Annotated in this window: 20 protein-coding genes and 1 pseudogene; 12 read left to right on the top strand and 9 right to left on the bottom strand. The window is 73.1% G+C overall.

Annotated features, from left to right (window positions below):
• The first annotated feature begins 127 nt into the window (after positions 1–127).
• Together AB0411_RS30040 and AB0411_RS30035 are read left to right on the top strand one after the other, a co-directional pair.
• Entirely contained in the window at positions 128–703 is a 576-nt protein-coding gene (locus tag AB0411_RS30040) for an RNA polymerase sigma factor (protein WP_366420429.1), read from the top strand.
• Between the two features lie 8 nt (positions 704–711).
• Positions 712–1,359, top strand: a complete 648-nt coding sequence (locus AB0411_RS30035) for a hypothetical protein (protein ID WP_366420428.1) — start codon at positions 712–714, stop codon at positions 1,357–1,359.
• Positions 1,360–1,441: 82 nt separating this feature from the next.
• Here AB0411_RS30035 and AB0411_RS30030 read toward each other — a convergent pair whose 3' ends face one another.
• Complete coding sequence (locus AB0411_RS30030) at positions 1,442–2,359, bottom strand: enoyl-CoA hydratase/isomerase family protein (RefSeq protein ID WP_366420427.1); 918 nt, start codon at positions 2,357–2,359, stop codon at positions 1,442–1,444.
• An 82-nt stretch (positions 2,360–2,441) separates the two neighbouring features.
• On the bottom strand, positions 2,442–4,697 hold the full coding sequence (locus AB0411_RS30025; RefSeq protein WP_366420426.1) for an acetate--CoA ligase family protein: 2,256 nt from the start codon (positions 4,695–4,697) through the stop codon (positions 2,442–2,444).
• A 348-nt stretch (positions 4,698–5,045) separates the two neighbouring features.
• Here AB0411_RS30025 and AB0411_RS30020 point away from each other — a divergent pair, with 348 nt between their 5' ends.
• The 3 genes from AB0411_RS30020 (at position 5,046) to AB0411_RS30010 (ending at position 6,969) form a co-directional block, all read left to right on the top strand.
• Positions 5,046–5,585 (top strand): GNAT family N-acetyltransferase, encoded by a 540-nt coding sequence (locus AB0411_RS30020; RefSeq protein ID WP_366420425.1) that lies wholly within the window; start codon positions 5,046–5,048, stop codon positions 5,583–5,585.
• Positions 5,586–5,926: 341 nt separating this feature from the next.
• Entirely contained in the window at positions 5,927–6,385 is a 459-nt protein-coding gene (locus tag AB0411_RS30015; protein WP_366420445.1) for a Zn-ribbon domain-containing OB-fold protein, read from the top strand.
• A 95-nt stretch (positions 6,386–6,480) separates the two neighbouring features.
• Positions 6,481–6,969 (top strand): GNAT family N-acetyltransferase, encoded by a 489-nt coding sequence (locus AB0411_RS30010; RefSeq protein WP_366420424.1) that lies wholly within the window; start codon positions 6,481–6,483, stop codon positions 6,967–6,969.
• A gap of 106 nt (positions 6,970–7,075) precedes the next feature.
• On the opposite strand, the gene AB0411_RS30005 is transcribed toward AB0411_RS30010, so the two are convergent.
• Both AB0411_RS30005 and AB0411_RS30000 read right to left on the bottom strand, forming a co-directional pair.
• A complete protein-coding gene (locus AB0411_RS30005) occupies positions 7,076–7,816 on the bottom strand; it encodes a pyridoxine/pyridoxamine 5'-phosphate oxidase (RefSeq protein WP_366420423.1) in 741 nt (246 codons plus the stop codon).
• A 1-nt stretch (position 7,817) separates the two neighbouring features.
• The gene (locus tag AB0411_RS30000) at positions 7,818–9,275 is read right to left on the bottom strand and encodes an FAD-dependent monooxygenase (RefSeq protein WP_366420422.1); all 1,458 of its coding nucleotides are present in this window, start codon (positions 9,273–9,275) and stop codon (positions 7,818–7,820) included.
• A gap of 445 nt (positions 9,276–9,720) precedes the next feature.
• Here AB0411_RS30000 and AB0411_RS29995 point away from each other — a divergent pair, with 445 nt between their 5' ends.
• Both AB0411_RS29995 and AB0411_RS29990 read left to right on the top strand, forming a co-directional pair.
• Positions 9,721–10,497, top strand: a complete 777-nt coding sequence (locus AB0411_RS29995) for a VOC family protein (RefSeq protein ID WP_366420421.1) — start codon at positions 9,721–9,723, stop codon at positions 10,495–10,497.
• 367 nt (positions 10,498–10,864) lie between these two features.
• A complete protein-coding gene (locus AB0411_RS29990) occupies positions 10,865–12,088 on the top strand; it encodes a macrolide family glycosyltransferase (RefSeq protein ID WP_366420420.1) in 1,224 nt (407 codons plus the stop codon).
• 163 nt (positions 12,089–12,251) lie between these two features.
• Here the strand turns inward: AB0411_RS29990 and AB0411_RS29985 are convergent, their stop codons facing one another.
• On the bottom strand, positions 12,252–13,436 hold the full coding sequence (locus AB0411_RS29985) for a thiolase C-terminal domain-containing protein (protein ID WP_366420419.1): 1,185 nt from the start codon (positions 13,434–13,436) through the stop codon (positions 12,252–12,254).
• Positions 13,437–14,166: 730 nt separating this feature from the next.
• Here AB0411_RS29985 and AB0411_RS29980 point away from each other — a divergent pair.
• The 3 genes and pseudogenes from AB0411_RS29980 (at position 14,167) to AB0411_RS29970 (ending at position 16,965) form a co-directional block, all read left to right on the top strand.
• Positions 14,167–14,670, top strand: coding sequence for an allene oxide cyclase barrel-like domain-containing protein (locus AB0411_RS29980; RefSeq protein WP_366420418.1), 504 nt, complete (start codon positions 14,167–14,169; stop codon positions 14,668–14,670).
• Between the two features lie 211 nt (positions 14,671–14,881).
• Positions 14,882–16,276: pseudogene (locus AB0411_RS29975) on the top strand (acyl-CoA dehydrogenase family protein); the annotation flags it as partial.
• 221 nt (positions 16,277–16,497) lie between these two features.
• Positions 16,498–16,965 (top strand): nitroreductase family deazaflavin-dependent oxidoreductase, encoded by a 468-nt coding sequence (locus tag AB0411_RS29970; RefSeq protein ID WP_366420416.1) that lies wholly within the window; start codon positions 16,498–16,500, stop codon positions 16,963–16,965.
• 225 nt (positions 16,966–17,190) lie between these two features.
• Here AB0411_RS29970 and AB0411_RS29965 read toward each other — a convergent pair whose 3' ends face one another.
• The gene (locus AB0411_RS29965; protein WP_086719994.1) at positions 17,191–17,838 is read right to left on the bottom strand and encodes a TetR family transcriptional regulator; all 648 of its coding nucleotides are present in this window, start codon (positions 17,836–17,838) and stop codon (positions 17,191–17,193) included.
• Positions 17,839–18,725: 887 nt separating this feature from the next.
• Between AB0411_RS29965 and AB0411_RS29960 the strand changes: the two genes are divergently transcribed.
• The gene (locus AB0411_RS29960; RefSeq protein WP_366420415.1) at positions 18,726–21,422 is read left to right on the top strand and encodes an outer membrane protein assembly factor BamB family protein; all 2,697 of its coding nucleotides are present in this window, start codon (positions 18,726–18,728) and stop codon (positions 21,420–21,422) included.
• 158 nt (positions 21,423–21,580) lie between these two features.
• Here AB0411_RS29960 and AB0411_RS29955 read toward each other — a convergent pair whose 3' ends face one another.
• Complete coding sequence (locus AB0411_RS29955; RefSeq protein ID WP_366420414.1) at positions 21,581–22,600, bottom strand: hypothetical protein; 1,020 nt, start codon at positions 22,598–22,600, stop codon at positions 21,581–21,583.
• 260 nt (positions 22,601–22,860) lie between these two features.
• On the opposite strand from AB0411_RS29955, the gene AB0411_RS29950 reads away from it, so the two are divergent.
• Positions 22,861–23,361 (top strand): hypothetical protein, encoded by a 501-nt coding sequence (locus tag AB0411_RS29950; protein ID WP_366420413.1) that lies wholly within the window; start codon positions 22,861–22,863, stop codon positions 23,359–23,361.
• A gap of 82 nt (positions 23,362–23,443) precedes the next feature.
• On the opposite strand, the gene AB0411_RS29945 is transcribed toward AB0411_RS29950, so the two are convergent.
• Together AB0411_RS29945 and AB0411_RS29940 are read right to left on the bottom strand one after the other, a co-directional pair.
• Entirely contained in the window at positions 23,444–24,325 is an 882-nt protein-coding gene (locus AB0411_RS29945) for an enoyl-CoA hydratase/isomerase family protein (protein ID WP_366420412.1), read from the bottom strand.
• Complete coding sequence (locus AB0411_RS29940) at positions 24,322–24,804, bottom strand: Zn-ribbon domain-containing OB-fold protein (protein ID WP_366420444.1); 483 nt, start codon at positions 24,802–24,804, stop codon at positions 24,322–24,324. Before AB0411_RS29940 ends, AB0411_RS29945 begins: the two co-directional genes overlap by 4 nt.
• Positions 24,805–24,837: the final 33 nt, after the last annotated feature.

Here is a 24,837-nt window from a genome sequence, read left to right as displayed (position 1 = left end):
GTGATCCGGGGCGATCTTGGCTGATTCGGGGGAGATTGGGAAGCGGATTCCTGATTGCGTGTCGATCGCACGGGTAGCGTCCACTTCGGCCGCGTCCGTAGCCGAACACGGGGGAGAGTTCCGGTACATGGCCGATGCCACAGCGTCATCAGCTTCGTCCGCCGCGTCACCCACCTTCGACGAGGTCTTCTGCGGGCTGTTGCCCCGGCTCTACCGGAGGGCGGTGATGCTGGCCGGATCGCGACAGTCCGCGGAGGACGTGGTGCATGAGGCCTACCTCAAACTCGCGGCACGTCCGCAGCGCTTCCTCGCCCATCCGGAGCCGTACGCCTACGCCTTCACCGCCGTGCTCAACGTCGCCCGGGACGCCTACCGCAAGGACCGGCGGCAGGTCCTGGTCGACGGGATGGACGGCGTGGAGGAGGACGGGGCGGGCGGCGGTGGTGCCGGTGCGCCCGCCGGCGGCTGGGACGGCGGGGTGGAGCGGCGGCAGGCCGAGATCGAAGCGGTGCGGCTGCTGGGGAAGTTGTCGCACCGGCAGGCCGGCATCGTCATCCTGGTCGACCTCGACGGCTACACCCTCGACCAGGCCGCGAAGATCATGAAAGTGCACCGTGGTACCGCCGCCCGCCATCGCGCCCGTGCGTTGGACAGGCTCCGCGCCTACCTCGTTGAATCGGAGCACGGGCAGGCCGGGAGGTGAGCGGCGCGGTGGGTGTGGGGCCACGGTACGACGGCGGTGCGGGCAGTGCGGGCGGCGGCCGGGACTTCGGCGGGGGCGGCCGGGGCGGCGGGGGCGACGCGGAGGCGCTGCTGCGGGCGCGGCTGCGGCGCGCGGACGAACAGATCGAGACACCGCCCGGCCTGTGGGACCGCATCAGGGACTCCGGTCCCGCGCCGGCCCCCGCCGTGGTCGCACTGCCCCGGAGGAGGCCGTACGCGGTCGCGCTCGTGGTGGCGGCGGCGGTGGCCGCGGTGGTGCTGGGCGTGTGGTGGCTGGTGCGCCCCGGGCCCGTCACGCTGCGGCCGGCGGGCCCGCCCCCGACGGTGAGGGTCACCGTCTACAACAGTGAACAGGCCTGCCGTACGGGCCGGTCCCTGGAGTGCGCCCTGCGGCTGGCCAGGGACCCGCGGGCCGAGTACGCCGCGCGCGGCAACTTTGCCGGCCGGGTCTGGCACGGCGACGGCCTGGCGGCGCACTGCGTGGTGACCGACGGCCGGATGGTCCGCGACGAAGCGGGCGTCACCTCCACCCGCTGGTATCTGGTCACCACCGGGCAGGGGGTGCGCGGGTGGCTGCCGGGGGTGCGGACCCGGAACACCCGCGAGGTGCGGGAGTGCCCGGAGGGGGAGAAGTAGGGGCGGGCGGCTGTCGGGCCGGCGGGGCGGGGCCGAGGCCGCGCTCCGGGTGGGGTGGTTGCCCCCGCGCGTCCGGTTCGGATCACCGGCCCCGGTAGGCAGGGGTGCGGCGCGCCACGAAGGCGGCGACGCCCTCCTGGGCATCCGTCGTCGTCATATTGATCTCCTGGGCGGTGGCCTCGGCGGCGAAGGCCGTCGCCCGGTCGGTGTCGAGCGAGGCGTTGACCAGCTGCTTGGTCAGGGCCAGTGCCCGGGTCGGGCCCGTCGCCAGCCGCTCCGCCCACTCCCGGGCCGTCTTGGCCAGCTCGCCGTCGGGGACGACACGGTTGACCAGTCCCAGCCGGGCCGCTTCGGCGGCCGGTACGGCGTCGCCGAAGAACATCAGCTCCTTGGCGCGCTGCGGGCCGATCAGCCGCGGCAGGAGGTAGGCGCCGCCGCCGTCCGGGACCAGGCCGCGGCGTACGAACACCTCCAGGAAACGGGCCGATTCGGCGGCCAGCACCAGGTCGCAGGCGAGCGCGAGGTGGGCGCCGAGTCCGGCCGCGGTGCCGTTGACGGCGGCGATGACCGGCTTCTCGCAGTCCAGCACCGCCGTGATGAGGCGCTGGGCGCCGTCGCGGATCAGCCGGGCGACATCGCCGGCGACCCGTTCCTGCGACGACGGTGACCCGCGGAGGTCCGCGCCCGCGCAGAAGCCGCGGCCGGTCGCGGTGAGGACCACGGCCCGTACGCCGGGGTCGGACGAGGCGTCGGCGAGCCGGCGGATGAGGCGTTCGCGCTGTTCCGGGGTGAGGGCGTTCATCGCCTCGGGCCGGTTGAGGGTGAGCCACGAGACGCCGTTGTCAGTGGTGTGCAGTATCAAGGAATCGACGGGGTCCGCGTGGTCGGGGGGACCGACACGGGCGGCGCCGTCGACGGGCCGGCGGGGCCCGGCGGGGTCGACGGGCCCTTCGGGACCGGCGGTGGGGGGAACGGCATCGGGGGACGGTGAAGGCGTCATGGGGGAGTGGCTCCCAAGGGTGCGGTCATGGTGGGGACGGGCACGGAGACGGGTGCGGGTGCGCACGGGGGTGCGCGGGTGGTCAGGGGCAGATGGCCAGCGCGTCGAGGGCCACGGCGCCCTCCCCGCGGGGCAGGACCACCAGCGGATTGATGTCCAACTCGGCGAGCTCGCCGTCGAGTTCGAGCGCCATGCGCTGCACCCTGAGCACGACCTCGACCAGCGCGTCGACATCCGCGGGCGGTGCGCCGCGCACCCCGTCCAGGAGGGCGCGGCCGCGGAGTTCGCCGAGCATCGCGCGCGCCCGGTCCTCGCCGAAGGGCGGAATGCCCACCGCGACGTCCTGCAGGACGTCCACGAGCACCCCGCCGAGCCCGACGGTCACGGTCGGTCCGAAGAGGCTGTCGTGGGTGATGCCGACGACCATCTCGACGCCCCGCTCGATCATCTGGCAGACCAGCACACCGTCCAGCGGGATGTCCTCGTAACGGGCGATGTCGGTGAGCTCGCGATAGGCGTCCCTGACCTGGCTGGCCGAGGTCAGCTGGACCTTGACCAGGCCGAGTTCGGTCTTGTGCGCCAGCTGCGGCCCGGAGGCCTTCATGACCACGGGGTAGCCGACCAGGCTCGCCGCCCGTACGGCCGCCGCGGCGCTGGTCACCAGCTGTTCGCGCGGGACCCGGATGCCGTAGGCGCGCAGCAGCTGCTTGGCCGCGTGTTCGCTGAGCGGCTGGCCCGGACGCATCAGGGCCTGCGCCTTGCGGGCGGAGGGGGACGGTGTGCGCGGGGCGTCGTCGAAGGGGGAGCGGTAGCCGGCGACGAAGCGGTGGTGGTCGAGATAGGCGCGTACGGCGGTGATGCAGTTGGCGAAGGTGCGGAAGGTCGCCACCCGCGAGGAGCCGAGGAGGGTGCCGCGGTAGGCGTCCTCGGTGCCGACCGGCGAGCCCCACACCACACACACCAGCTTGTCCGTCTGCTCCGCCGCGTCCACCAGGTCCTGCGCGAGCCTGTCGCTCATGGGCGGGAAGGGGCCGGTGATCGGGCAGATCAGGACGCCGACGGACGGGTCGGCCAGGATGGCGTCGATGATCTTGCGGCCGCGCCAGTCGCCGACCGGGTGCCCGCCGTTGTCGACGGGGTTCGCGACGCTGAGGTAGTCCGGTATCCACTGGTGCAGCTCGGCCTGCTTGGCGTCGCCGAGAGCCGGCAGCCGCAGTCCCGCCGCGGTCGCCAGGTCGGAGAAGTGGGCGCCCGTGCCACCGGAGATCGAATAGACGACCACGCCCTCCGCGGTGGGCTTCTTGGCGCGGGCCAGGAGGGCCGCGGTGTCCTGCAGCTCGTCCAGCCCGTCCACCCGGATCACGCCGAACTGCCGCATCGCCGCGTCCACGACCCCGTCGGCGCCGGTGAGCTTCCCGGTGTGCGAGAGGGCCATCCGGGCCCCGGTCTCGGTGCGTCCGACCTTGACGGCGACGACGGGCACCTTGTTGCGGGCGGCGCGGTCGGCGGCCAGCAGGAAGCTGCGGCCGTCCTTGAGGCCCTCCACATAGGCGGCGATGGCGCCGACCTCGGGACGGGTGGCGAAGTAGGAGAGGAAGTCGGCGGTCTCCAGATCGGCCTCGTTGCCGGTGGGTGCCCAGTGCGAGAGACGGATGCCCAGTTCCTGAAGGCTGAAGACGGGGCGGCCCTGGTGGCCTGACTGTGTGATCAGGGCGATGGCCGGACCGTCCAGGTCCTCGCGGAACTTCTCGAAGGCGTTGAGGTTGGTGTTCGGGCCGAGCAGCCGCAGACCGGAACGTTCGACGACCTCGGCCAGCCGGGCCTGGGCGGCCGCGCCGCGCTCGCCGGTCTCGGCGAAGCCGGAGGCGAACGCCACGGCGAACTTCACCTTGGCCTCGCCGAGTTGCTCGATGACCGGCAGCGGATCGCCGACGAGGAGCACGGCGAGATCGACGGTCTCCGGCAGATCGGCGACGGTGGCGTGACAAGGCCGCCCGAAGACCTCGGTGCGTCCCGGGTTGACGGGGTGGAGCCGGGCGCCGACACGCTCGGCCCAGGCGATCAGCTGCCGGGTGATGCCCGTATTGGGACGGCCCTCGCTGTCCGAGGCGCCGATCACGGCGACGGAATCGGGCCGGAAGAACCGCTCCAGGTCGGGCACCGGAGCCTGCAGCGGACGCCCGCTGACATCGCGCTCGACCGCCCCCGCGCCCTGTCCGCCGTCGCCGGGATGCGGTTCACTGATGCCGTGGACGGTGTGCCGTGGTTGCTCCCCACAGGCCAAGACGCGGGCCGGCCGGGAGTGAGTGGTGAGGGTGCCGTGAGTCGATCCAAGCATCGCAGACGCCCGCTCCTGTGTGAGGCCTCTCGTTCCATCAACTGACGCATAGTCAGATTACTGAACTGACGGCATGTCAGGAATGGGCGTGCACGGGAAAGCTTGTGCGGTCCGGGTCGTGTCAGGGGGATGGCTCGAAAGCGGCGGTCGGCGCGGACCGGCAGTCGGCGCCCTGCCCGACTGCCGTATCCGACTGCCGTATCCGACTGCCGTATCCGCCTGTCGTGTCCGTCTGCCGTGTCCGTCTGCCGTATCCGCCTGTCGTGTCCGCCTGTCGCGCACGCCTTTTGTGCGCGGCGTGGCAGTGCGGCCGCCGTGGGGTGCGCTCCGTGCTGCGATGCTCGCGCCATGTCGTCGACCCCCGTCGTGAATCCCCGGCCCGCCGGCATCGGCACGCCCGGGCTCCTGCTGCGCCCGCCGGAACCCGCTGACGTGACGCCGTCCACGCGGCTCTGGACGGATCCCGAGGTCCGGCGCTTCCTCGGCGGGCCCTTGGGCGGACGGGAGCTCGATGCCCGCCGGCGGCATTTCGTCCATCGCCCCCATCTGTTCACGGTGGCCACGCGGGAGGACACAAGGGTCGTCGGCTCCGTGGTGATCGACCCGGCACCCAGGTTCGGGAATCGTCGGGAGGCGCCCTACGGCTTCCTGTCCGAGCACTGGGGGCGGGGGTACGCCCGTGAAGCCGTGGCCGCCGTCGTCGACTGGGCCCCGGTGAACGTCCCCTCGGACGATCCGACGGTCATCGCGGTCACGCAAGAGGCCGACATCCGCTCGCGCCGCCTCCTTGAGGCCATCGGCATGTGTCACGTCGACAGCTTTGTGGAGTGCGAGGCATCCCGGGTGAGGTGTTCCGTCGGTCGCCAGGGGCTCCGCGTCGGTCGGTGAGGGGCTTGCCGGCGTGGGCGAGGGTGTTGGCGTGGAGGTGGACCGGGGTGTGGGCGTTGGCGTGGCCGTGAACGCGGGTCTGGGGGTGGGGTGCTCGGGGGCGGCCTTCTTGCCGGCCAGGTTTCGCGGGAGCGGGAACTGACGTACCGTCAGAACGGAACGATGGAAGGCGGAGCGGGGGGCGGCGGAACGGCGGGCTGCGCTGATGTCCCGGCCGGTCCGGTTGTGATGAGGCGGCCGGTGTCGTTGGGCGATGACGTGGTGGGGGTGGTTTCGTGAGGGCCGGGGCTGTGGGGGCGGAAGGGACGCAGGGGGCCGGGGCGCGGGCGGCGCGGGGCGCGGTGCGCGGTGATCTGCCGGAGGTCGATGCGTTCACCAGGCCGTACTGGGACGCGGCGGCCGAGGGGCGCCTGCTGATACGTCGCTGCCGTGCGGAGGGGTGCGGCGCGGCCCATCACTACCCGCGTGAGTTCTGCCCGCGCTGCTGGAGCGAGGACACGGACTGGGAGCAGGCCGGCGGCCGGGCCACCCTCTACACCTGGTCCGTCGTGCACCGCAACGACCTCCCGCCGTTCGGCGACCGGGTCCCGTACATCGCGGCCGTGGTCGATCTTGCCGAAGGCCCCCGGATGATGACCGAGATCACCGACTGCCCGGAGTCGGAACTCCGGATCGGGATGCCGCTCGCGGTGCACTTCCGCCACGGCGGCGACGGCAACGGCGACGGCGGCGGCACGGGCGGGAGTGAGAGCAGGGGCGAGGGCGGCGGGTTTGCCCTCCCCGTCTTTCGGCCTGTGTGACGCCGTCCGGTGCCTCGGCCCCCGCGGCTCTGGCGCGCTGAGCGGGCGGGTGCATTGCGGTCGCGGGGGCGGCGGGGCCGCGGGATGCTGTGGCCGTGTTGATTCGTGAGGCGACCGCGGGCGACTGGCCCGCCATCTGGCCCTTCCTCCACGCCATCGTGGCGGCGGGGGAGACCTACACCTATCCGCGGGACCTCGATGAGGCGACGGCCCGCGAGATGTGGATGCTGACGCCGCCGGGCCGCACGGTCGTCGCCGTCGACGAGTCCGGCACGGTGCTCGGCACGGCCAAGATGAACCCCAACCACATGGGCGGCGCCGCGCATATCGCCGGCGCGAGCTTCCTGGTCGATCCGCGGTGCGGCGGACGCGGCGTCGGCCGGGCCCTGGGCGAACACGTACTGGACTGGGCCCGCGCCGAGGGCTATCGCGCGATGCAGTTCAACGCCGTGGTGGAGACCAACACCGGCGCCGTCGCCCTCTGGGAGTCCCTGGGCTTCCGGATCATGACGACGCTCCCCGAGGGGTTCCGGCACCCCACCAAGGGCTATGTGGGGCTGCACATCATGTACCGGCAGTTGTGAGGGCGGCGGGTGAGCCGGCTTCCGGCGGCGTCGGGCGCACCGGCGCCGGTGCGCCGGCCGGTCTCGGAGAGCGCACCCGCCTCGGAGGCCGGGCAGGCCCCCTGGCTCACGGCCAGAGCAGCTCCTTCACCCACCCCTCGTCCTCGTAGCGGTAGCTGAGGCGTACGTGGCGCCGCCGCGCATCGCCCTGGAAGAACTCGACCTCCTCGGCGCGCAGCACATACAGCGTCCAGCTCGGCACCGGCGCCTCCGGCTCGCGCCGGGCGCGCTCCCACGCGGCGTCGGAGGCGCGGGCCAGCTCCGCCGTCGAGCCGAGCACCTCGCTCTGCCGCCCGACCAGCGCCGCGGCCAGCGCGCCCGTGGAGCGGCGGTGCAGATCGGCCGCGCTCTCCCCGGGGCCCGCCGCGGTCACCGACCCCCGGACCCGCACCTGGCGGCCGACCGCCGCCCAGTAGAAGCCGAGCGCGGCGCGCGGCCGCACGGCCAGTTCGCGGCCCTTACGGCTGCCGCGGTGCGAGGCGAAGTGCCAGCCGCGCTCATCGGCGTCGTGCAGCATCAGGGTCCGCAGCGAGGGGTCGCCGGACGCGTCCGCCGTGGCCAGCGTCATGGTGTGCGGCTCGGGGACACCGGCCTCGGCGGCCGCCCGCAGCCACTCCCGGAACAGCGGCAGCGGGTCGTCCGGCGCCGTCGCCGGGTCGAACGACGGCAGTTCCACGTCCCAGACCCGCAGCCCCCGCAGCAGCTCGCGGAACGCGCGGGTTTCCGCGGCGTCGGAGGGGTGCGGGTGTGCGGTGGCGCCGGCGGGCGCGGCATCCGGCGTGTCCTGGTGCCCGGGGTGATCAGCCATGTCAGGCAGCGTACGTGGGAGCCGCGGCGGAGGGTGCGGGGCCGGCTGCCCCGTCCGGCGCCGGTGACGACGGTGTTTCCGGTGACGACGGTGTTGCCAGTGAGGTCGGTGTTGCCGGTGAGGTCGGCGAGACCGCCGGCACCGGATAGTCCTTGAGCGTGATCGCGTTCGCGCCGCGCTGCACCCCCTCGGCGATCTTCTTCGCGACCAGGTTCTTCCACGGCATGTAGGGCAGGACCCGCATCATCAGGTGCCGGAACCGGATCTGCCGACGGGTGTCCGCCGTCATGTCCCGGACGAACTTCCGCGCCATCGCATGGTTGACCGCGACATAGCCGCGCATCTGCGCTTCGTAGCGCCGGAAGGCCTCCTCCGGCCCGCGGCCGTCCGCCGCCAGCTCCCCGGCCAGGACGTACGCCCCGACCAGTGCCATGCCCGTGCCCTGCCCGGACGCGGGCGAGGCGCAGTGCGCGGCGTCGCCGAGCAGCACCACCCGGCCGCGCGACCAGCGGTCCATCTCGATCAGATGCATCCCGTCGAAGTAGAAGTCGTCCGCCTCGCGGGCCGCGGCGAGCAGCCGTGGGACCTCCCGCCAGCCGCCGGCCCCGTCGACGCCCATCCCCGCGAACGCGGCCGCCAGCAAGGCCCGTTGCTGTTCCGGGTCGCGGTGGTCATAGCTCAGCCGCGGCGAGCGGAAGGAGAGCAAGCCCTTGGCCGCCGGATCCCCGGCGGAGCTGTAGGCGCAGATCAGCCTGCCGGGCTGGGCGTGGTACAGCTCCTCGCGGTCCAGGCCCAGTTCATTCGGCAGGGAGAAGGCGGCGAGGTAGGCCCCGAGGTACCGCAGGAACTGCTCCTCGGGGCCGAAGGCCAGCCGCCGGACGGTGGAGTGCAGACCGTCCGCGCCGACGACGAGGTCGAAGCGGCGGGGAGCGGCATGCTCGAACGTGACCTCCACGCCGGCGGCCTCGTCCCCGGCGCGTCGACCGTCCGGCGTGACCGGCGCGTCGGGCCCGGCGGAGGCGCTCGGGGCGACGGGCGTGAGGGAGGTGATCGAGTCGCCGAAGAGGTACTCGACGTCCGCCCGGGTGCGCTCGTGGAGGATGCGCGCCAGATCGCCGCGCATGATCTCGTCGTCGCGGCCGACCCGGGCGCCGAAGATGTCGGCGGGGAGGGTGGCGATCCGCTTGCCGTCGTCGTTCACATACGCGCCGCTCCGCATGTCCGTACTGGCGCGCCGGATGTCCTCCAGGATCCCCATCCGGTCGGCGACCTCGATCGCCGCGCCCCGGATGTCGACCTTGTAGCCGCCGGCCCGCAGTGCGGGGGCGCGCTCGACGACGGTCACCGCGAAGCCGTAGCGGTGCAGCCAGTGGGCGAGCGCCGGGCCGGCGATGCTCGCGCCGGAGATCAGAACGGTCCGGGGGGTGGTGGTGCGGGGTGACGAGCCGGTGCCGGACATGGCGGGATTCCCTTCGGGTGCGTGGTGCTCCTGAGTCGGTCGACTGCACTGCGCCGGGGCGGTCGCGGCGCTCGGTCGTGGTGCATTCGCTGACCGGTGACGCGACTATACGAGCGTCTTAAACGTTTGTCTATGACGTTTGTTCAGGAGGTGCGCTCTCGCCCGTCCGCCCGCCCGTCCGCCCGTCCGCCCGTCCGCCCGCCCGTCCGCCCGTCCGCGAGGAGCCCGTCCCTGACTTTCGACCGTCCCTGACCGCTGACCGGGCCTGACCGCTGTCCGTCCCTGACCTGACCTGGCCGTGGTCCGGGCCCGCCGTGCCGCCCGGCCGGCGACCTGGCCGGCCGCCGCCGCGAACACCTACCGGGACCGGTGGGAACTAGGACACCTCCCGACCTCGATGCTCACTAGCGTCGCCCTTGGCAGCGTCACCGCGAAGGAGCAGAAGTTGAGCAAGATCAGCACCAACCAGCCGCTCGGAACGCCGGCCTGGATCGATCTCGGGGTCCCCGACCTCGATCGCGCGAAGGCCTTCTACGGCGCACTGTTCGGCTGGGAGTACGAGGAACGGTCGGTGGAGACCGGCCCCTTCACCCTGTGTCTGCTGCGCGGCCGGCGGGTGGCGGCGCTCCGGCCCGTCTCGGCCGCCGACGTCGAGGGCGAGTCCTGGTGGCACGTCTACGTCGCCACGGACGACTGCGACGGTACGGCCAAGGAGATCGTGGTCAACGGCGGAAGCGTGCTCGCCGCGCCCGGGGACGTGGCGGACCTGGGCCGTACGGCCGTCGTGGCGGACCCCACCGGTGCCCGCTTCAGCCTCTGGCAGGGGCGCACGCTGCCGGGCTGCGAGCTGGTCAACGAGCCCTGCACGCTGGTCCGCAACGACCTCGCGTGCCCGGACCCCGGCCCCGCCCGCCGCTTCTACGCCGCCGTCTTCGCCTTCACCCTCGACGGCAACGCCGACCTCCCCGACTTCGACTTCACCTTCCTGCGCCGCCCCGACGGCCATGAGATCGGTGGCGTCTTCGGCGATCCGGCGGCCACCGCGTCCCGTTGGCAGACGGTGTTCGAGGTCGCGGACACCGACGAGCTGGTGGCCCGCGCCCTCGCCGCGGGAGGTACCGCGGGCACCCCGGAGGACGCCCCCTACGGACGCATGGCCCCGATCACCGACCCCTTCGGAACGTCCTTCAGCGTCATCACCCGCCCACCGGCGGCCGGTTAGCCACCGACAGCCGACAGCCGACAGCCGACCAGCCGACAGCCGACAGCCGACCAGCCAAAACAGCCCTGCCGGCCACCCGCTGTCCGCCGTCCGTCCCGGGCTGCCGGCCCGGGACGGACGGCTCTGCCGCCGTCCCGCCACCGCCGCGCGGAAAACCCTTCGCCTTCCCCCAAGCGACCGCCTAGGCTCGCCGCATGCACTTCCACCAGATCTACGGCTGACACGACCGAGGGCGTTCCACCGCCCCGCCCGCACCCGGGTGTGCCCGCAGCGCGGCCGGCTTCCCTGCCGGTGTCGCGCGTTGCCGCCCGGGCCGTCGGGCTTCCGTGTCCCGTTCCGTAGCTCTGTCCGAAGGAAGTCCAGCCCTATGCGTTCCTCTGTCCCGGCTGTCTCGGCTGTCTCGTCCGCCCCGGCGGCCTCCGCGCCCGCTCATATCGCCATGATCGGCGCGCCCATGGTCAGCCATGTGCTGCCCGGCCTGGAGATCATCCGTGAGCTGGTGGCCCGCGGCCATCGTGTGACGTACGCGAACACCGACCACGTGGCCGACCTCATCGCCCCCACCGGCGCCGAGTTCGTCCGCTGCACCTCCACCCTGCCGGTCGCCGACAACGACTGGCCGCAGGATCCGATCGCCGCGTCCTCGCTCTTCCTCGACGACGCGATCGCGGTGCTGCCGCAGTTGCACGCCGCGTACGACGACGACCCCGCCGACCTCTACCTCTACGACATCGCCGCCTACGCCGCCCGTGCGCTGGCCGAGGCGCAGGGCCGCGACCTCGTCCAGCTGTCACCGACCTATGTGGGCTGGGAGGGGGCGCAGGAGGAGATCGGCGCGCAGTTCGCCGCCCTGCCGGGGGCGGACGCCTACCGGGCGCGGTTCGCCGGCTGGCTGGCCGGGTGCGGCGCCGTCACCACGGACGTGGACGAGTTCTCCGGCCGGCCGCGGCGGGCGCTGGCGATGATCCCGCGCGCCATGCAGCCGTGTGCGGACCGGGTCGATGCCACCAAGGTGACCTTCGTCGGCCCGTGCCTCGGCAGCCGTGCCGAGCAGGGCGGCTGGACGCGGCCGGCCGGTGCCGACAAGGTGCTGCTGGTGTCGCTGGGCTCGGCGTTCACCAAGCAGCCGGAGTTCTACCGGCAGTGCGTGGCGGCGTTCGGTGAGCTGCCGGGGTGGCACGTGGTGCTGCAGATCGGCAAGTACACCGACCCGGCGGAGCTGGGGGACCGTATCCCCGCGAACATCGAAGTGCGTTCGTGGGTGCCGCAGTTGGCGGTGCTGGAGCAGGCCGACGCGTTTGTGACGCATGCGGGGATGGGCGGCAGCAGCGAGGGGCTCTACACCGGCGTGCCGATGATCGCCGTTCCCCAGGGCGCCGAGCAGTTCGCCAACGCCGACCGGCTGGTGGAGCTGGGCGTCGCCCGGCGCCTCGACACCGCGGATGCCACGGCCCAGGCCCTGCGCCACGCCCTGACGGAACTCACCACCGATCCGCGGGTCGCCGCGCGCTCGGCCGAGCTACGGGCGCAGGCCCGCGCGGAAGGGGGCGCCCGCCGGGCCGCCGACCTGATCGAGGAGCGGCTGGGCTGACGCCCCGGGGCGGGGCCGAGGGGGAGCGAAGGGGCGCGACGGGGGAGTGCCGGGGAGAGGCGCGGAGGGGCGGGGCGCGGCGCAGCCCCGGCACGCCCCTCACTCCTCCCCCCGTCGTTCCCCCCCGCGGCCCTTAGGGGCCCTCTCTTCATCGCCACTCCCTTCACCCCCGCCCCAAGACCACCGTCCCCGACGAGCAGAACCAGCCGCCGGTGCCCGAGGCGACCGCGAGCTGGGGCAGCGCGCCGCCGGCTCTGCGCACCTGGCGGTCCGGGCCGGCCTCGCCACGGAGCTGGCGTACCGCTTCGACCAGCAGGAACAGGCCGCGCATACCGGGATGGCAGGCGGCCAGCCCGCCCCCGTCGGTATTGACCGGCAACTCCCCGTCCCGCAGCAGCCGCCCCTTCTCGACGAACGCGCCGCCCTCCCCCTTGGCGCAGAAGCCGAGGTCCTCCAGCGTCACCAGGGTCATATAGGTGAAGGCGTCATAGAGCTCGGCGAGGTCGATCTCGGAGGGGCGGACGCCGGCGCGTTCGAAGGCTAGGCGGCCGGAGACCGCCGCGGGCGAGACGGTGAAGTCGTCCCACTCCGACATGGTGGTGTGCGAGACGGCGGTGCCGGAGCCGAGCACCCATACCGGGGGCTTGGCGAGGTCTCGTACGTAGTCCTCGGCGACGAGCAGGACCGCGCAGCCGCCGTCGGAGCGGATGCAGCAGTGCAGTTTGGTGAACGGGTCGGCGATCACCGGGCCGGACAGGACGTCGTCGACGGTGATCGGGTCGCGGTACATGGCATCCGGGTTGGCCGCCGCATTGGCCCGCGCCTGGACGGCTATCTGGGCCAACTGCTCCAGTGTGGTGCCGTATTGGTGCATATGGCGGCGGGCGGACATGGCGTATTTGGCGATCAGGGTGTGCCCGTAGGGGACCTCGAACTGCAGCGGGCCGCGCGCCCCGAAGGAGAGGTTCGCGGTGCGGCGCCCGGCCTTGATGTCGGCGCGGGCGGTGGAGCCGTAGACGAGAAGTACGGCGTTGGCGTGACCGGCGGTGATCGCGTCGGCGGCGTGCGCGGCCAGGACCTCCCAGGTGGAGCCGCCGACCGAGGTCGAATCGACCCAGGTGGGGCGCAGCCCCAGATACTCGGCGACTTCTGCGGGCGCGAGGGTGCCCAGGCCGGCCGACGCGAAGCCGTCGATCACCGAACGGTCCAGCCCGCTGTCCGCGAGTGCCCGGCGCGCGGCCTGGGCGTGCAGGGCGTACGGGGTGGCGTCGTCCACGCGCCCGCAATCGGACAGGGCCACTCCGGCGACGGCGACCTTGCGATTCCCGTAACGGGTGCCTGGAGTCATGAATCTGACGGTACATCAGATATCGGAGGGCGGGCAGTGGGCGGACCCGCCCCGGGCCGCGCCGGGCCGCGCCCGCCGTGCGCCCGCCCGGCAGGTCCGCGGGGTCCGGCGGCGAGAAGCCCCGGGAGCGCGGTCCCCGGGAGCCGCCTCCCCGGGAGCCCGGCCCCGGGGAGGCCGTCCCGGGAAGGCCGTTCGGCAAAGGCTCCGCGGGGTGATTATCGGAGAATCGGAGATAACGGCACGGTCTTTCCATGCTTTCTCGGGCCGGGTATTCTCCATTCGCTGTGTGTATTTCACCGGTCTCCATTCGACCGGTTGACTGCTCGCTGTTGCCCATGCGGTGGAGCAGGCATTTCCGTGTGCGGGGACGAGAGGTTCCCGCCTGTCCCAGGGAGTGTCATGTTCGCTTTCGCATCGCGATTTCCGGCGCCTGTCCGGGCGTACGGTTCCGGAAAGGCCTGCGGGTTCCTTGCGTCCGGTGTCTTTTCCGCCGTCGCCGTCTTTGTCTCCCCGGTGGCGTACCCGCTCACATGACCGGCCGGAATGCGTGAACGGCACGGGTGAAGGAATGGCGGCCCGAGCGGCGGCATCGTAATAGCGCCGCCGTCATGAGTCTGAGGGTCCACCCTGGCATCCGTGCGATAGCGAACCGGAATCCATTTCTTATCGCCAAGTCCCTCGCCTGGCACATAGTCAGTGAATTTCTCTTCCAGTCCCACAGGAGGAAATCGTGCGCGTCTTCAAGCATGTCGCCCTGGGTGCGGTCACCGGATTGGCCGCCCTGCTTTTCTGTGCGCCCTCGGCATCGGCCGTCGCCGGTTCCGGAGGCGGTCCGAACCCGCCGAGAGAGGAGGTCTTCCAGCTGGTCGCCAAGCAGACGCAGGGCGGTTTCGTCGATGTGGACGGGTCGGGCGGGCCGAGCCTGGGCGACGAATACGTCCTCAGCGGGAATCTCTTCCGCGGCAGCACCGCGGTCGGCACGTACAGCGAGATCTGCACGCTGACCCGCTTCGTCCCGACCGATCAGTTCGACCTGCAGTGCGCGGCCGATCTGGCCCTCTCCCAAGGGCAGATCACCGTGCAGGGCCGGTTCACCGTCACCACGGCCGGCCCCGGCACCATCGACCTGGCGATCACCGGAGGCACCGGCCGCTACCGCACGGCCCACGGCTACCTGCACGCCGTCAACGTGACCGAGACGGAAACATCCCTCACGGTCCATCTCATCCTCTGACGGGGCGGAAGACCCCCCCTGGGCGGCGGATCCGGGCCTTCCCGGGTCCGCCGCCCGCTGTGGTTCCGCGCGGGTCCGGCCGCGTCGAAACGGGCCGGCGATCGGCCTAGGAAAGTGCCTCCCCCGTCCCTACTATGACGGCCCGTCAGATCGGAAGCGGGGGCCCGTCGGACCGGACGGGCGTCGTCGCACGGCCGGGAGGAGCCCGCCGATGGATGCCGCGTTCACCGAGGAGCAGCAGGAAATCCGCCGTACGCTGCGCGAACTGCTGCTCAAGCGCTGTGGTCCGGACGAGGTCAAGGCGGCGGTACGCACCCCACCCGGCTACGACGAGTGCCTGTGGCGGCAGCTCGCCACCCGGCTCGGCCTGCCCGGTCTGGCGCTGCCCGCCGCCTACGGAGGCGTGGACTGCGGGCCCACCGAACTCGCCCTGGCCTGCGAGGAGACCGGCCGCGCCGTCCTTCCCTCGCCGCTGATCGCCACCGCCGTGCTGTCCGCACCGCTGATCCTCGCGCTGGGCAGTGAACGCCAGCGCGGCGAGCTGCTGCCGGCCCTCGCCACCGGGCGGCTCACCGCAACGCTCGCCGTGCCGGGCGGGCACCTGTCCACCGCGCTGGCGCTGACCGGGCCGAACGACGGCGACTGGGCGGGCGGTGGCCGGGCCGGCGGGATCCAGGCGCGGCGGCAGGACGGAACCTGGCGGCTGTACGGGGAGGCCGGGCAGGTGCTGAACGGGCACACCGCGGACGTGCTCGTGGTGGCCGCACACACCGGAGGGTTCGCGCGCGGCCGCACCCGGCTCTTTCTCGTACGGGCGGCGGCACCCGGCCCCGCGGTCCGGTCGGACACCCGGCGCACCGAGGGGACCGAGGGGCCCCATGGGGCCGGTGCGTCCGGCGGTGCCGGCGTGCCCGGTCTGCTGCGCATCCGGCAGACGGCGCTGGACGAGACCCGTCCGCAGGCCCGCCTCGAACTGCGCGACGTCCCGGCAGAGTTGCTGGGGGACGAAGACGGCGGCAGGGGCGGGGACGAGGCGGCGGTGGCCGCCGCGCTCGCCGCGACCGGGGTGACGGCGGCCTCGGCGCTGGCCGCCGAGGCGGTGGGCGCGGCCGACGCCGCGCTGGCCCGTACCGTCGCCTACGTCCAGCAGCGTGAGCAGTTCGGCCGGCCCATCGGCTCGTTCCAGGCCGTGCAGCACCGGCTCGCCCATCTGTATGTGCTGCTCCAGGCGGCGCGCTCGGCGGCGTACTACGCGGCCTGGTCGGCGGGCAGCGGACGGGCCGGGGGCGGGGGCGCCACGGGCGCGTACGGTGCGGCCGAGCCCGGCGTGGGGGCCCTGGCGCTGGCCCAGGCGCTGGAGACGCTGCGCGCGGTGGCGGCCGAGGCGGTGCAACTGCACGGCGGCATCGGCTTCACCTGGGAACACGAGGCACACCTGTACTTCAAGCGGGCGGCCTGCGACGAACTGTTGCTGGGCCCCGCCCACCGCCTCCGGGCACGGGCTGCCGAGGAGGCGGGCCTGTTCACGTGCGGGGCGGCCGAGACCGGTGGCGGCGGAGCGCCCGGCGGAAGCGGAGGGCCTGGCGACCGCCGTGGTGCGGGCGGTGGCACGGCGATAACCGCGGTCCGTGGTGCGGACGGTAGCGGAGCGGCATCCGCGAGCCGAGGCGCGGGCAGTAGTGGAGCGACCTCCGCGCCCCGGGATGCGGGCGAAAGCAGAGCGGCACAAGCGGGCAGAGGTGCGGACGGTCCCGAAGCGACACCCGTAACCCCAGGCGCAGGCGATGCGCCCGAAAGAGGCCGGGCCTCAGCGGCGGTCGAGGCCTGATGCCGTCGGGGGAGCGCTTGGTGCAGAAGGTCTCCGCGACCCGTGCGTTCGTCCGGATCGCGCCGCACGTCGTTCCCGCGCTGGACCGTGCGGTGCACCGGCTGACCCGGGGGAAGGTGCTGCTCAGCGCGCGGATGCTGCCGGGTGTGGTGCTGACCGCCACCGGTGCCCGGAGCGGGCTGCCGCGGCGTACTCCGCTGGCGTGCCTGCCGGAGCGGGACGGCTGGCTGCTGGTCGGCAGCAACTTCGGGCGGCCGGGGCATCCGGCGTGGACCGGCAACCTGCTGAAGAACCCGGAGGCCGAGGTGAGTTGGCGCGGCCGGGACATCCCGGTGCGGGCCCGGCTGCTCACCGGCGAGGAACGGGCGCGGGCCTGGCGGACGGCGCTGGAGTTCTGGCCGCCGTACGCCGCGTACCAGGCGCGGGTGACGCGGGAGATCCGGCTTTTCCGGCTGGAGCGGCGGTGAGCCGACGGGCCGGGCGCGGGGCTGCGGTGCGGCCCGTGCGGTCCGCCATGCACACAGCGGGCGCCGCGGCGAACCCCTGAGGGGCCGCGCGGCGCCCGCTGCGTGTGCGGTACAGCTATGGCAGGACGGATACAGGACCGATGACGAACCGCCCGGGGAAATCCGGGACTTCGAGGTGCGGCAGCCTCTCGGGCCGCTTCCTCGGAGGCTTTCTCGGCTGCTTCGTTATTTGGTCGGCTTCTTGCCGGTGATGCCGAGGTGCACCAGCAGCGCCAGATTCGGCTTGAGCTCGGCCTGCTTGACGCCCCAGCTCTGGAAGCCCTTCTGGTGCCCGGCGACCGCCGCCAGCATCGCGACGAGTGAACCTGCCATCGCGGGCGCACTCACGTCCTTGTCGACCTTGCCCTTGCTCTGCAGTTCCTTGATCGAATCGGTAAGGGAGTTGGTGACGGCATTAAGGATCTTCATGCGGATCTTGTAGAACCGCTTGTCGCCCTCGGCGGCACCCAGGTCGATCACGCGCAGAATCGCGTCGTGCTTCCGCCAGAAGGAGAGGAAGCCCTCGACCAGATCCTCCGCGGCCTGCCAGGCGGACTTGCCCACCCAGGAGCGTCCGGCGACAAGATCGGTCAGAGTGGCGCCTTCTTTGGCCATCTCCTCGGCGATTTCGAGGACGGCGCCCTCGACGTCCGGGAAGTACTGATAGAACGTTGCGGGTGAAGTCCCCGCTTTTCGGGCTACATCGATGACTTTGACGTCCCGGTAGGGGGACGAACTGAGCATTTCGCTGAGGCAGTCGAGAAGCTTTTGCCGCGTCGCCTGTCCGCGGCGGCCGGCAACTCTGCCGTCGACGGTTCGAACTTGTCCTGTCATGCCGTCAGCTTACCGAGGGGTGATCGGAGCGCGATTTGGCTGCCTGCAAATGGGGATGGGGGAGTTCGGGGTGCGAGACCCCCGTGAGCGTGCTGGTGACGGACCCGCCCGAGGGGCACGGCCGCGGGCGGCTGGTTGGTCCGATCCGGTGAAGAGTGTTATCAACAGGCTGTGGACAACTTTGGTGGATAAGTGGTCGCCCCTCGTGTGGCAAGTGCCCCGCGATGGCCGTCAGTTGAACGTCGTCCCCGACGCCGCCGCGTCCCCCCTACCTCGCGGTAATCGTCCGTACGTACGAATGTCCGCCGGGCAATTCGCACGAACCGGCGCTAGCTTGGACATCTGGCCGTCGTTGCGGTCGGCGCTCCGGCCTGCCCGGATATCCGGAAGGGCGCCACGCCAGGTGTCCTGGCGCCGAAATGACCTTCGAACGCGCAGAATTGAGCCGTGGGGCCACGAGCGACGACGGGGACGGCATGACCGGTGGGGGATGGGTGCGCACAGCCAGAAGAACCGCCTGGTTTCGGCCACCGCGGCCACCGGATGCCCGGGAGTGTGAACCGCTCCCTCCGTGACCCCGTCAAGCAGAGTGGTGAGCGTCCGTATTTCGGGCGGTGTCGTGTCCGACGGGTGGGCAACCCGCCGGTAACCCGCTCGGCAATCGCCCGTCAAGGGACGTATCGCAGCACGTCAGGCGGGGTTGGGTTACGTCGGGTAACGGTCCCGGTGCGGGTCACGGCGGGCATGCCGTGACACGGCGGACAGGCCCCGGGTTCGCAACCGTCGGCCCGGCCAGGAACAATCAGCACGCGTACGGCCGTTTCGACACTCCTCGCCGCAGGCGGGGAGACGCTGCACGGGGCAGTGGCTCTCGGCGGCTCGTGGCTATGGAGAGTCTCTTTTACGCCCCACGGGGAGGTGGCAGGCAAGTGGTGGAGCAGCTGACGCAGCTGACGCAGCACGATCCCCGGCGGATCGGCCCGTTCGAGGTGCTCGGCCGTCTCGGGGCCGGCGGCATGGGACTGGTCTATCTGGCGCGTTCCGCGTCCGGCCGGCGCGTGGCGATCAAGACGGTGCGCACCGAGCTCGCCGAGGACCAGCTGTTCCGGGTCCGCTTCACACGCGAGGTCGAGGCGGCCCGCGCGGTCAGCGGCTTCTACACGGCCGCGGTGGTGGACGCCGATCCGCGCGCGGCGGTCCCCTGGCTCGCGACGGCCTATGTCCCCGCGCCCTCCCTCGAGGAAATAGTCAATGAGTGCGGGCCGCTCCCGGCCCAGGCGGTGCGGTGGCTGGCGGCCGGGATCGCCGAGGCGCTGCAGTCCATCCACGGCGCGGGCCTGGTGCACCGCGACCTGAAGCCGTCGAACGTGCTGGTCGTCGAGGACGGCCCCCGGGTGATCGACTTCGGTATCGCCTCCGGGGTGTCCAACACCCGGCTGACGATGACCAACGTCGCCGTGGGCACGCCCGCCTACATGTCGCCCGAGCAGGCCCGTGACTCGCGCAGCGTGACGGGCGCGAGCGATGTCTTCTCCCTCGGCTCGACGCTGGTCTTCGCCGCCACCGGGCATGCGCCGTTCCATGGCGCCAACCCCGTCGAGACCGTCTTCATGCTGCTGCGCGAGGGCCCCGACCTGACCGGGCTGCCGGACGAACTGCGTCCGCTCCTGGAGTCCTGTATGCAGATGGAGGCCGGCCAGCGGCCGTCCCCCGCCGATCTGCAGTCCCAGCTCGCGCCGCACCTCTTCGGCTCCGGCAGCGACGACAGCGGCACCGCCTCGGCGTGGCTGCCGCCCGGCGCGGTCGCCCTCATCGAAGGCCGCCGCGGCGGCCGCTCCACCGTGGCGAACGGCGGCCAGCGGGCCGGCTCCGGGCGCGCCGCCGCCCGTCCGTCGCCCGCCGCGCCGCCGGTCCCGCCCGCGGCGCCCCCGAGGCCCGCACCGCAGCCCGTCCAGGCGCCGCCGCGACCGGAGAGCGCACCGGCGGCCGCGGAGACCGGCTGGCCCGGCCATGTCGGCGCGGGCCCCGGCGCGCACCGCGGCAACGATCCGCGCGGGGGCAACCCCGGCCCGATGCCGCAGCCCGCGGCGCTCGGTCCGGACGCCTCGACGGCCCGGGCGACCCCGGTCTCCGCGGCGCCGCCCACCGCCTCGCCGTCCCCCGCCGCCGCACTCTCCTCCGCCCCGTCGGCCGTCTCGGGCGACGGCGCCGCCGGCCCCGTGCGCCTCGGTGGCTCGCCCGCCCCGATAGGGCCGGGACCGCGCGCCGACGCCCCGGGGCCGCAGCCGCGCGGGCAGGCCGGTGCCGCGACGAACTGGGTACGGCCGCCCGGTGCCGGACCCGCGACCGGTGTACCGCCGCAGGGCCCGACCGGCGGTGCCGCCGCCGGGGAGGTCCCGGCCCGCGGCGAGGCCGCTCCGCCCCCGCCGCCCGAGGCCCCGCCCGCCGAGCCGGGCCGCTGGCGCCCCTGGCGGTTCCGGATGTCGAACGATGTGTGGGGCACCCCCGCCGTCGCCGACGACCTGCTGTACGTCACCTCCTTCGAGGTGCATGCGCTCGATGTGGCCAGCGGGCGCCGCAAGTTCAAGACCCGTGACGTCGCCTGGGCGATGGCGGTCGCGGACGGCCGGATCCATGCCTCGGACGGCCCGAGCCTGTACGCGCTGGACGCCGGCGACGGCACCGAGCGCTGGCGGCTGCACACCGAGGGCTGGGTCTACGCCCTCCAGGTGGACCGCGGGACCGTCGTCACCAGTACCCGGGGCGGCGGCGTCCAGGCGTGGGAGGCCGCCACCGGCGAACTGCTGTGGGAGATCGGCGGTGCCCAGACCGACTTCGAGACGGCCGAGGCCGCACCCGTGGTGCACGACGGCACGGTCTTCGTCTGGGCCGACGCGCGACTGAAGGCGCTGGAGGCACGGACCGGCGCCGAGCGCTGGTCGTACCCGGTCGGGGACGCCGCGTCCTGCGGCGGGGTGCCGGTGCGACTGGTGCCCGCTTCGGACGGTGCGGTCTACGTCGTGGCCGGCACCCGGGTGCTGGCGATCGACATCGCCCGCGGCGATGTGCGCTGGCACTTCGAGGCGCCCGCGGTGTTCCTTAGCCCGCCCGCCTTCGCCCCCGGCCCGGCCGTCACCGGCGGCGGGGTCTACCTGGCGGACTACCTCGGCACGGTCTACGCCCTGGACGCGGCGGACGGCCGCGACCGCTGGCGGATCGCCACCGAGGCACGGCAGTCCACCGAACCGGTGCTGGTCGCGCACGGCGCGGTCCACCTGGGCAGCGGCAAGGCGCTCTACACCCTGGACGCGGTGACCGGCACCCCGCGCTGGCGGTTCCAGGCCGGCGCCGAAGTCGTCGGCGCACCGGTCGTCGCGGAGGGCCGGGTGCACTTCGGCTCGGCCGACCACTGCCTCTACACGCTCGACGCGATGGGCGGCCAGCTGCGCTGGAAGCTGGCGACCGGCGGCGAGATCACCGGTTCACCGGTGGCGGTCGGCGGAGTGGTGTACGCCTGCAGCAAGGACCGCTGTGTGTACGCGCTGGACGCGGCCAAGGGGACGGGGCTGGCGCGGCGGACGTGATACGGGCCGCGGCGCGGGGGGCGTAGCCGTGGTGCTCCGGGGCCGGTCGTAGGGGGCGTGGAGGCGTGCGCCGCAAGACGTGCGCCGCGAGACGTGCGCCGCAAGATGTGCGCCGCGAGACGTGCGCGGCAAGGCGTGTGCCGTGTCCGCGCGGCCGTCTACTGCCGGTCTTCGGGGGGCGGTTCGGTGCCTTCGGGCCGGCCGGGCTGTCCGGGCTGGTCGGGGCGGCCGGGCTCGCCGGGCTGTCCGGTCCGGCCGGGTTGGCCGGGCTCTCCGGGCTGCGAAGGCGGCGGTTGCCGGTGTTCCCTGGCCCACTCCACGGGAGGGGTGGGGGGCTGTTGATGAGCCGGCTTCGACTGTGACGGTGGCGGCGGTGGCGGTGACTGCTGCGGTTGCTGCGGCTGTTGGGGCCGCTGAGGCTGTTGGGCCGGCTGTGCCTGCTGTTGCTGTTGCTGTTGCTGTTGTTGGGCGGGCGGTGGCGGCGGGGTGACCGGCAGGGGAGCGGTGGGGGTGTCCTCCCGCGGGCCGTGGGCGCCGTGGCCATGTCCGCCGGGCGCCGCCGGGCCACCCGGACCGGGGCCGGTCGGGTACGGCTCGGGGTTCCACTCCTCGGCCCCCGGGCGGCCCGCGTCCCAGGGCTCGGGCGTCCCCGGCGGGTAGGGCGCGTACGGGTCGTGCGGCGCGCGCCTGTCGTAGCGGTCGTCGTGCGCGGTGGGTCCGTAGCGGCCGTCGTCGTACTGCCGGTCGTCCCGGCCGCGGTCGTAGACCCGGCGACCGCGGCCCCGCATGATCAGGGCGCCGAGCAGCAGCAGCGCGCCGCCGCCCAGGGCGCTGGCCACGCCGATCCCGAGACCGCGGGCGCCGGCGGTCAGTTCGCTGGTGGCCTGGCCCTGGCGGACCATCCACAGGATCGTGAAGCCGAGCACCACCAGGCCGGCGACGGTGATCAGCGCCCGGGAGCGCAGGGCCACACCGATCAGGGTCAGCAGGGCGGCGAAGGCCATGGGAAGGAGAACGGAGCCGAAGAGCGCGGCGCTGGTGCGGGTGATGCCGTTGAAGAGGTCCTCGATCCGGATGTCACGGCCGTGACGGCCGTCGTACCAGGGACGGAAGGGGCTCCATACGGCGGCCGCCGCGCCGGCGAGGGCGACCAACGACCCGAGAACGTTGCGCACCACGGGCGTCGCCTCGCTTCGAGTTGTCCGGTCGTCCTCCGTGACCGACGCTACGCCGGACCTCCGTTGCTCGCGAGAGAAGTACGCCCGCCCGCGTTGCCGGGGCCCGTACGGGGTGTCACCGGGCCTTGCTAGGGTGCCGTGCACGCGTCAAGCCAGGGGCTGGCGGGGTTCAGGTGTTTTCACGGGGGACGGACAGCAGAATGATGCAGCGCGCATGCCAGGGCGGCCGCGGGGGCGCCCGTAGGGGTATCAGGGCAGTGGTGGCGACCGGACTGGCGCTGGCCACGGTCGCCACGGTCGGTGGCTGTGCCTTCGGCCGGCCACGCGTCAAGGTGCCGCTGAACCTTCCGAGTCCCTCGTCCAGCAGCAGCTACGACAGCGGCTACGGCGCGTCGAGCGACCCGTCCTCGGCGTACGAGCCCACCTACTCGCCCTCGCCGACCCAGGAGACCTACGACCCGGACGGGCGCTCGGACGTCAGCGGCAGCAACTGCGACTTCTCCAATTCGCTGCGCCAGTTCACCTACACGGTCTCGATCACCAATCCGTCGACGACCGACTCGTTCTCCTACGACATGGCCGTCAACTGGATGAAGGCCAAGCCGGCCGACGGCAAGGCGTACGGGCTGCACGAGCGCTCGATCATCGTCGGCCCCGGGGACACCGAGACGTACACCGCCAAGTACACCGTCAACCAGTCCTCCATCGGGCGGTTCTGGTACACCTGCCAGATCACCCGGGCGCACAAGACACGGATGTAAGGCGCACGAGACGCGGACGTGCGGGTGGGGCGGCTGCGAACGGCGGCTCCGCCGGGTGCGGTGGCTGCGACGCATGTAGGGGTCATCTGACCGGTGGCCGGCCTTCCCGGCCTTCCCGGCCTTCCCGGCCCTCCCGGTCTCCCTTCCGCCCGCTGTCCCGCTCGCCTTCCCGGGCGCCGTTCGTCCCGTCCTCTCGTCCGTCGTTCCGGTCGCCGTGGCGCGGGCGGGCGGCGAACAGCCGGGCCTGGTGGTCCGGGGGCAGGTTGCCCAGTGCGATCAGGTGGGGGGCGTGGGCCAGGGCCGGGGCCCGGGCCGCCTCCTTGGCCGCCCACAGGGCGCGTACGGTGCCCTGGACCGGTCCGGTCGGCTGGGCGGCGAGCACGGCGGCGCGGCGCAGCGCCACCTCGGCCGCGGCGCCGGGTGCGGTCAGCTCGGAGACCAGCCCGATCTCGTACGCGCGGGCCGCGCCCAGCCGCTCCGCGGTCCCCATCAGGGTCATCCGGGCGATCTCCCCCAGGGGCATCCGCTGCGCCATGAGGATGGACTCGTACGCGCTGACCATCCCGTAGGTGGTGTGCGGGTCGAAGAAGGTGGCGCTCTCGGAGGCGATGAGGAACTCGGCCTCGCCCAGGAGATAGAAGGCGCCGCCGCAGGCCATGCCGTCGACGGCGGCGATGACCGGCTTCCACAGGTCGTTGGTCTTCGGGCCGATACGGAGCAGCGGGTCGTCGAGGGAGTAGGGCGAGGGCGGCTGGGGGACCTCGGCGTCGCGGTCGATGCCGGTGCAGAAGGCCCGGCCGCCGGCGCCGGTGAGCACCACCGCCCGTACGGCGTCGTCGAAGCGGAACGCCCGCCAGGTGGCGGCGAGTTGGGCGGCGGTGTCCAGGTCGAGGGCGTTGTGGCGCTCGGGCCGGTCGAGGGTGACCAGGGCGACCCCGTCCTGGATCTCCGTGCGGAGCGTCATGGGCGCTCCAGGAGCCAGCGGGGTACGGTCACGCCTCCCGGCATGGTGTGGAAGGCCGCCTTGACCGGGGCGCCGATGCGCAGCCGCGCCGGATCGACGGAGTTGAGGGGGGCGTCGGCGGCGGTGACGAGGTTGCCGACGAGGCGGATGTGCGGGGCGTCGGCCAGCTCCACGACGATCGCGTTGTAGCCCGGCAGGGCGGCGTACGCGGGCAGCAGCGGCGGGTGCGGGACGACGTAGGACCAGATGCGGCCGCGGCCGCTCATCCGCTGCCAGTGCACGGCGAACGACTGGCAGTGCGGACAGCAGGGCCGGGGCGGGAAGCGCAGTTCGTCGCAGCCGGAGCAGGCCTGGATGCGCAGTTCGCCCCGGGCGGTGTACTCCCAGAAGGGCGCGCCGTCGTCGTCGGCGACGGGAAGCAGCAGGTCGGCACCGCTGCCGGGCCGGTTGTCAGTGGCGGGTGTCACGATCGGGGGCATGGCATCGCGCACGGGCTCGGCGGACGTGGCCGA

Origin of the sequence: Streptomyces angustmyceticus (assembly GCF_040701845.1) — a bacterium.
In the GTDB taxonomy this organism is placed as follows: Bacteria; Actinomycetota; Actinomycetes; order Streptomycetales; family Streptomycetaceae; genus Streptomyces; species Streptomyces angustmyceticus_A.
The sequence above is the reverse complement of the archived record's forward strand: the minus strand, read 5'-3'. Positions and strand labels throughout refer to the sequence as shown.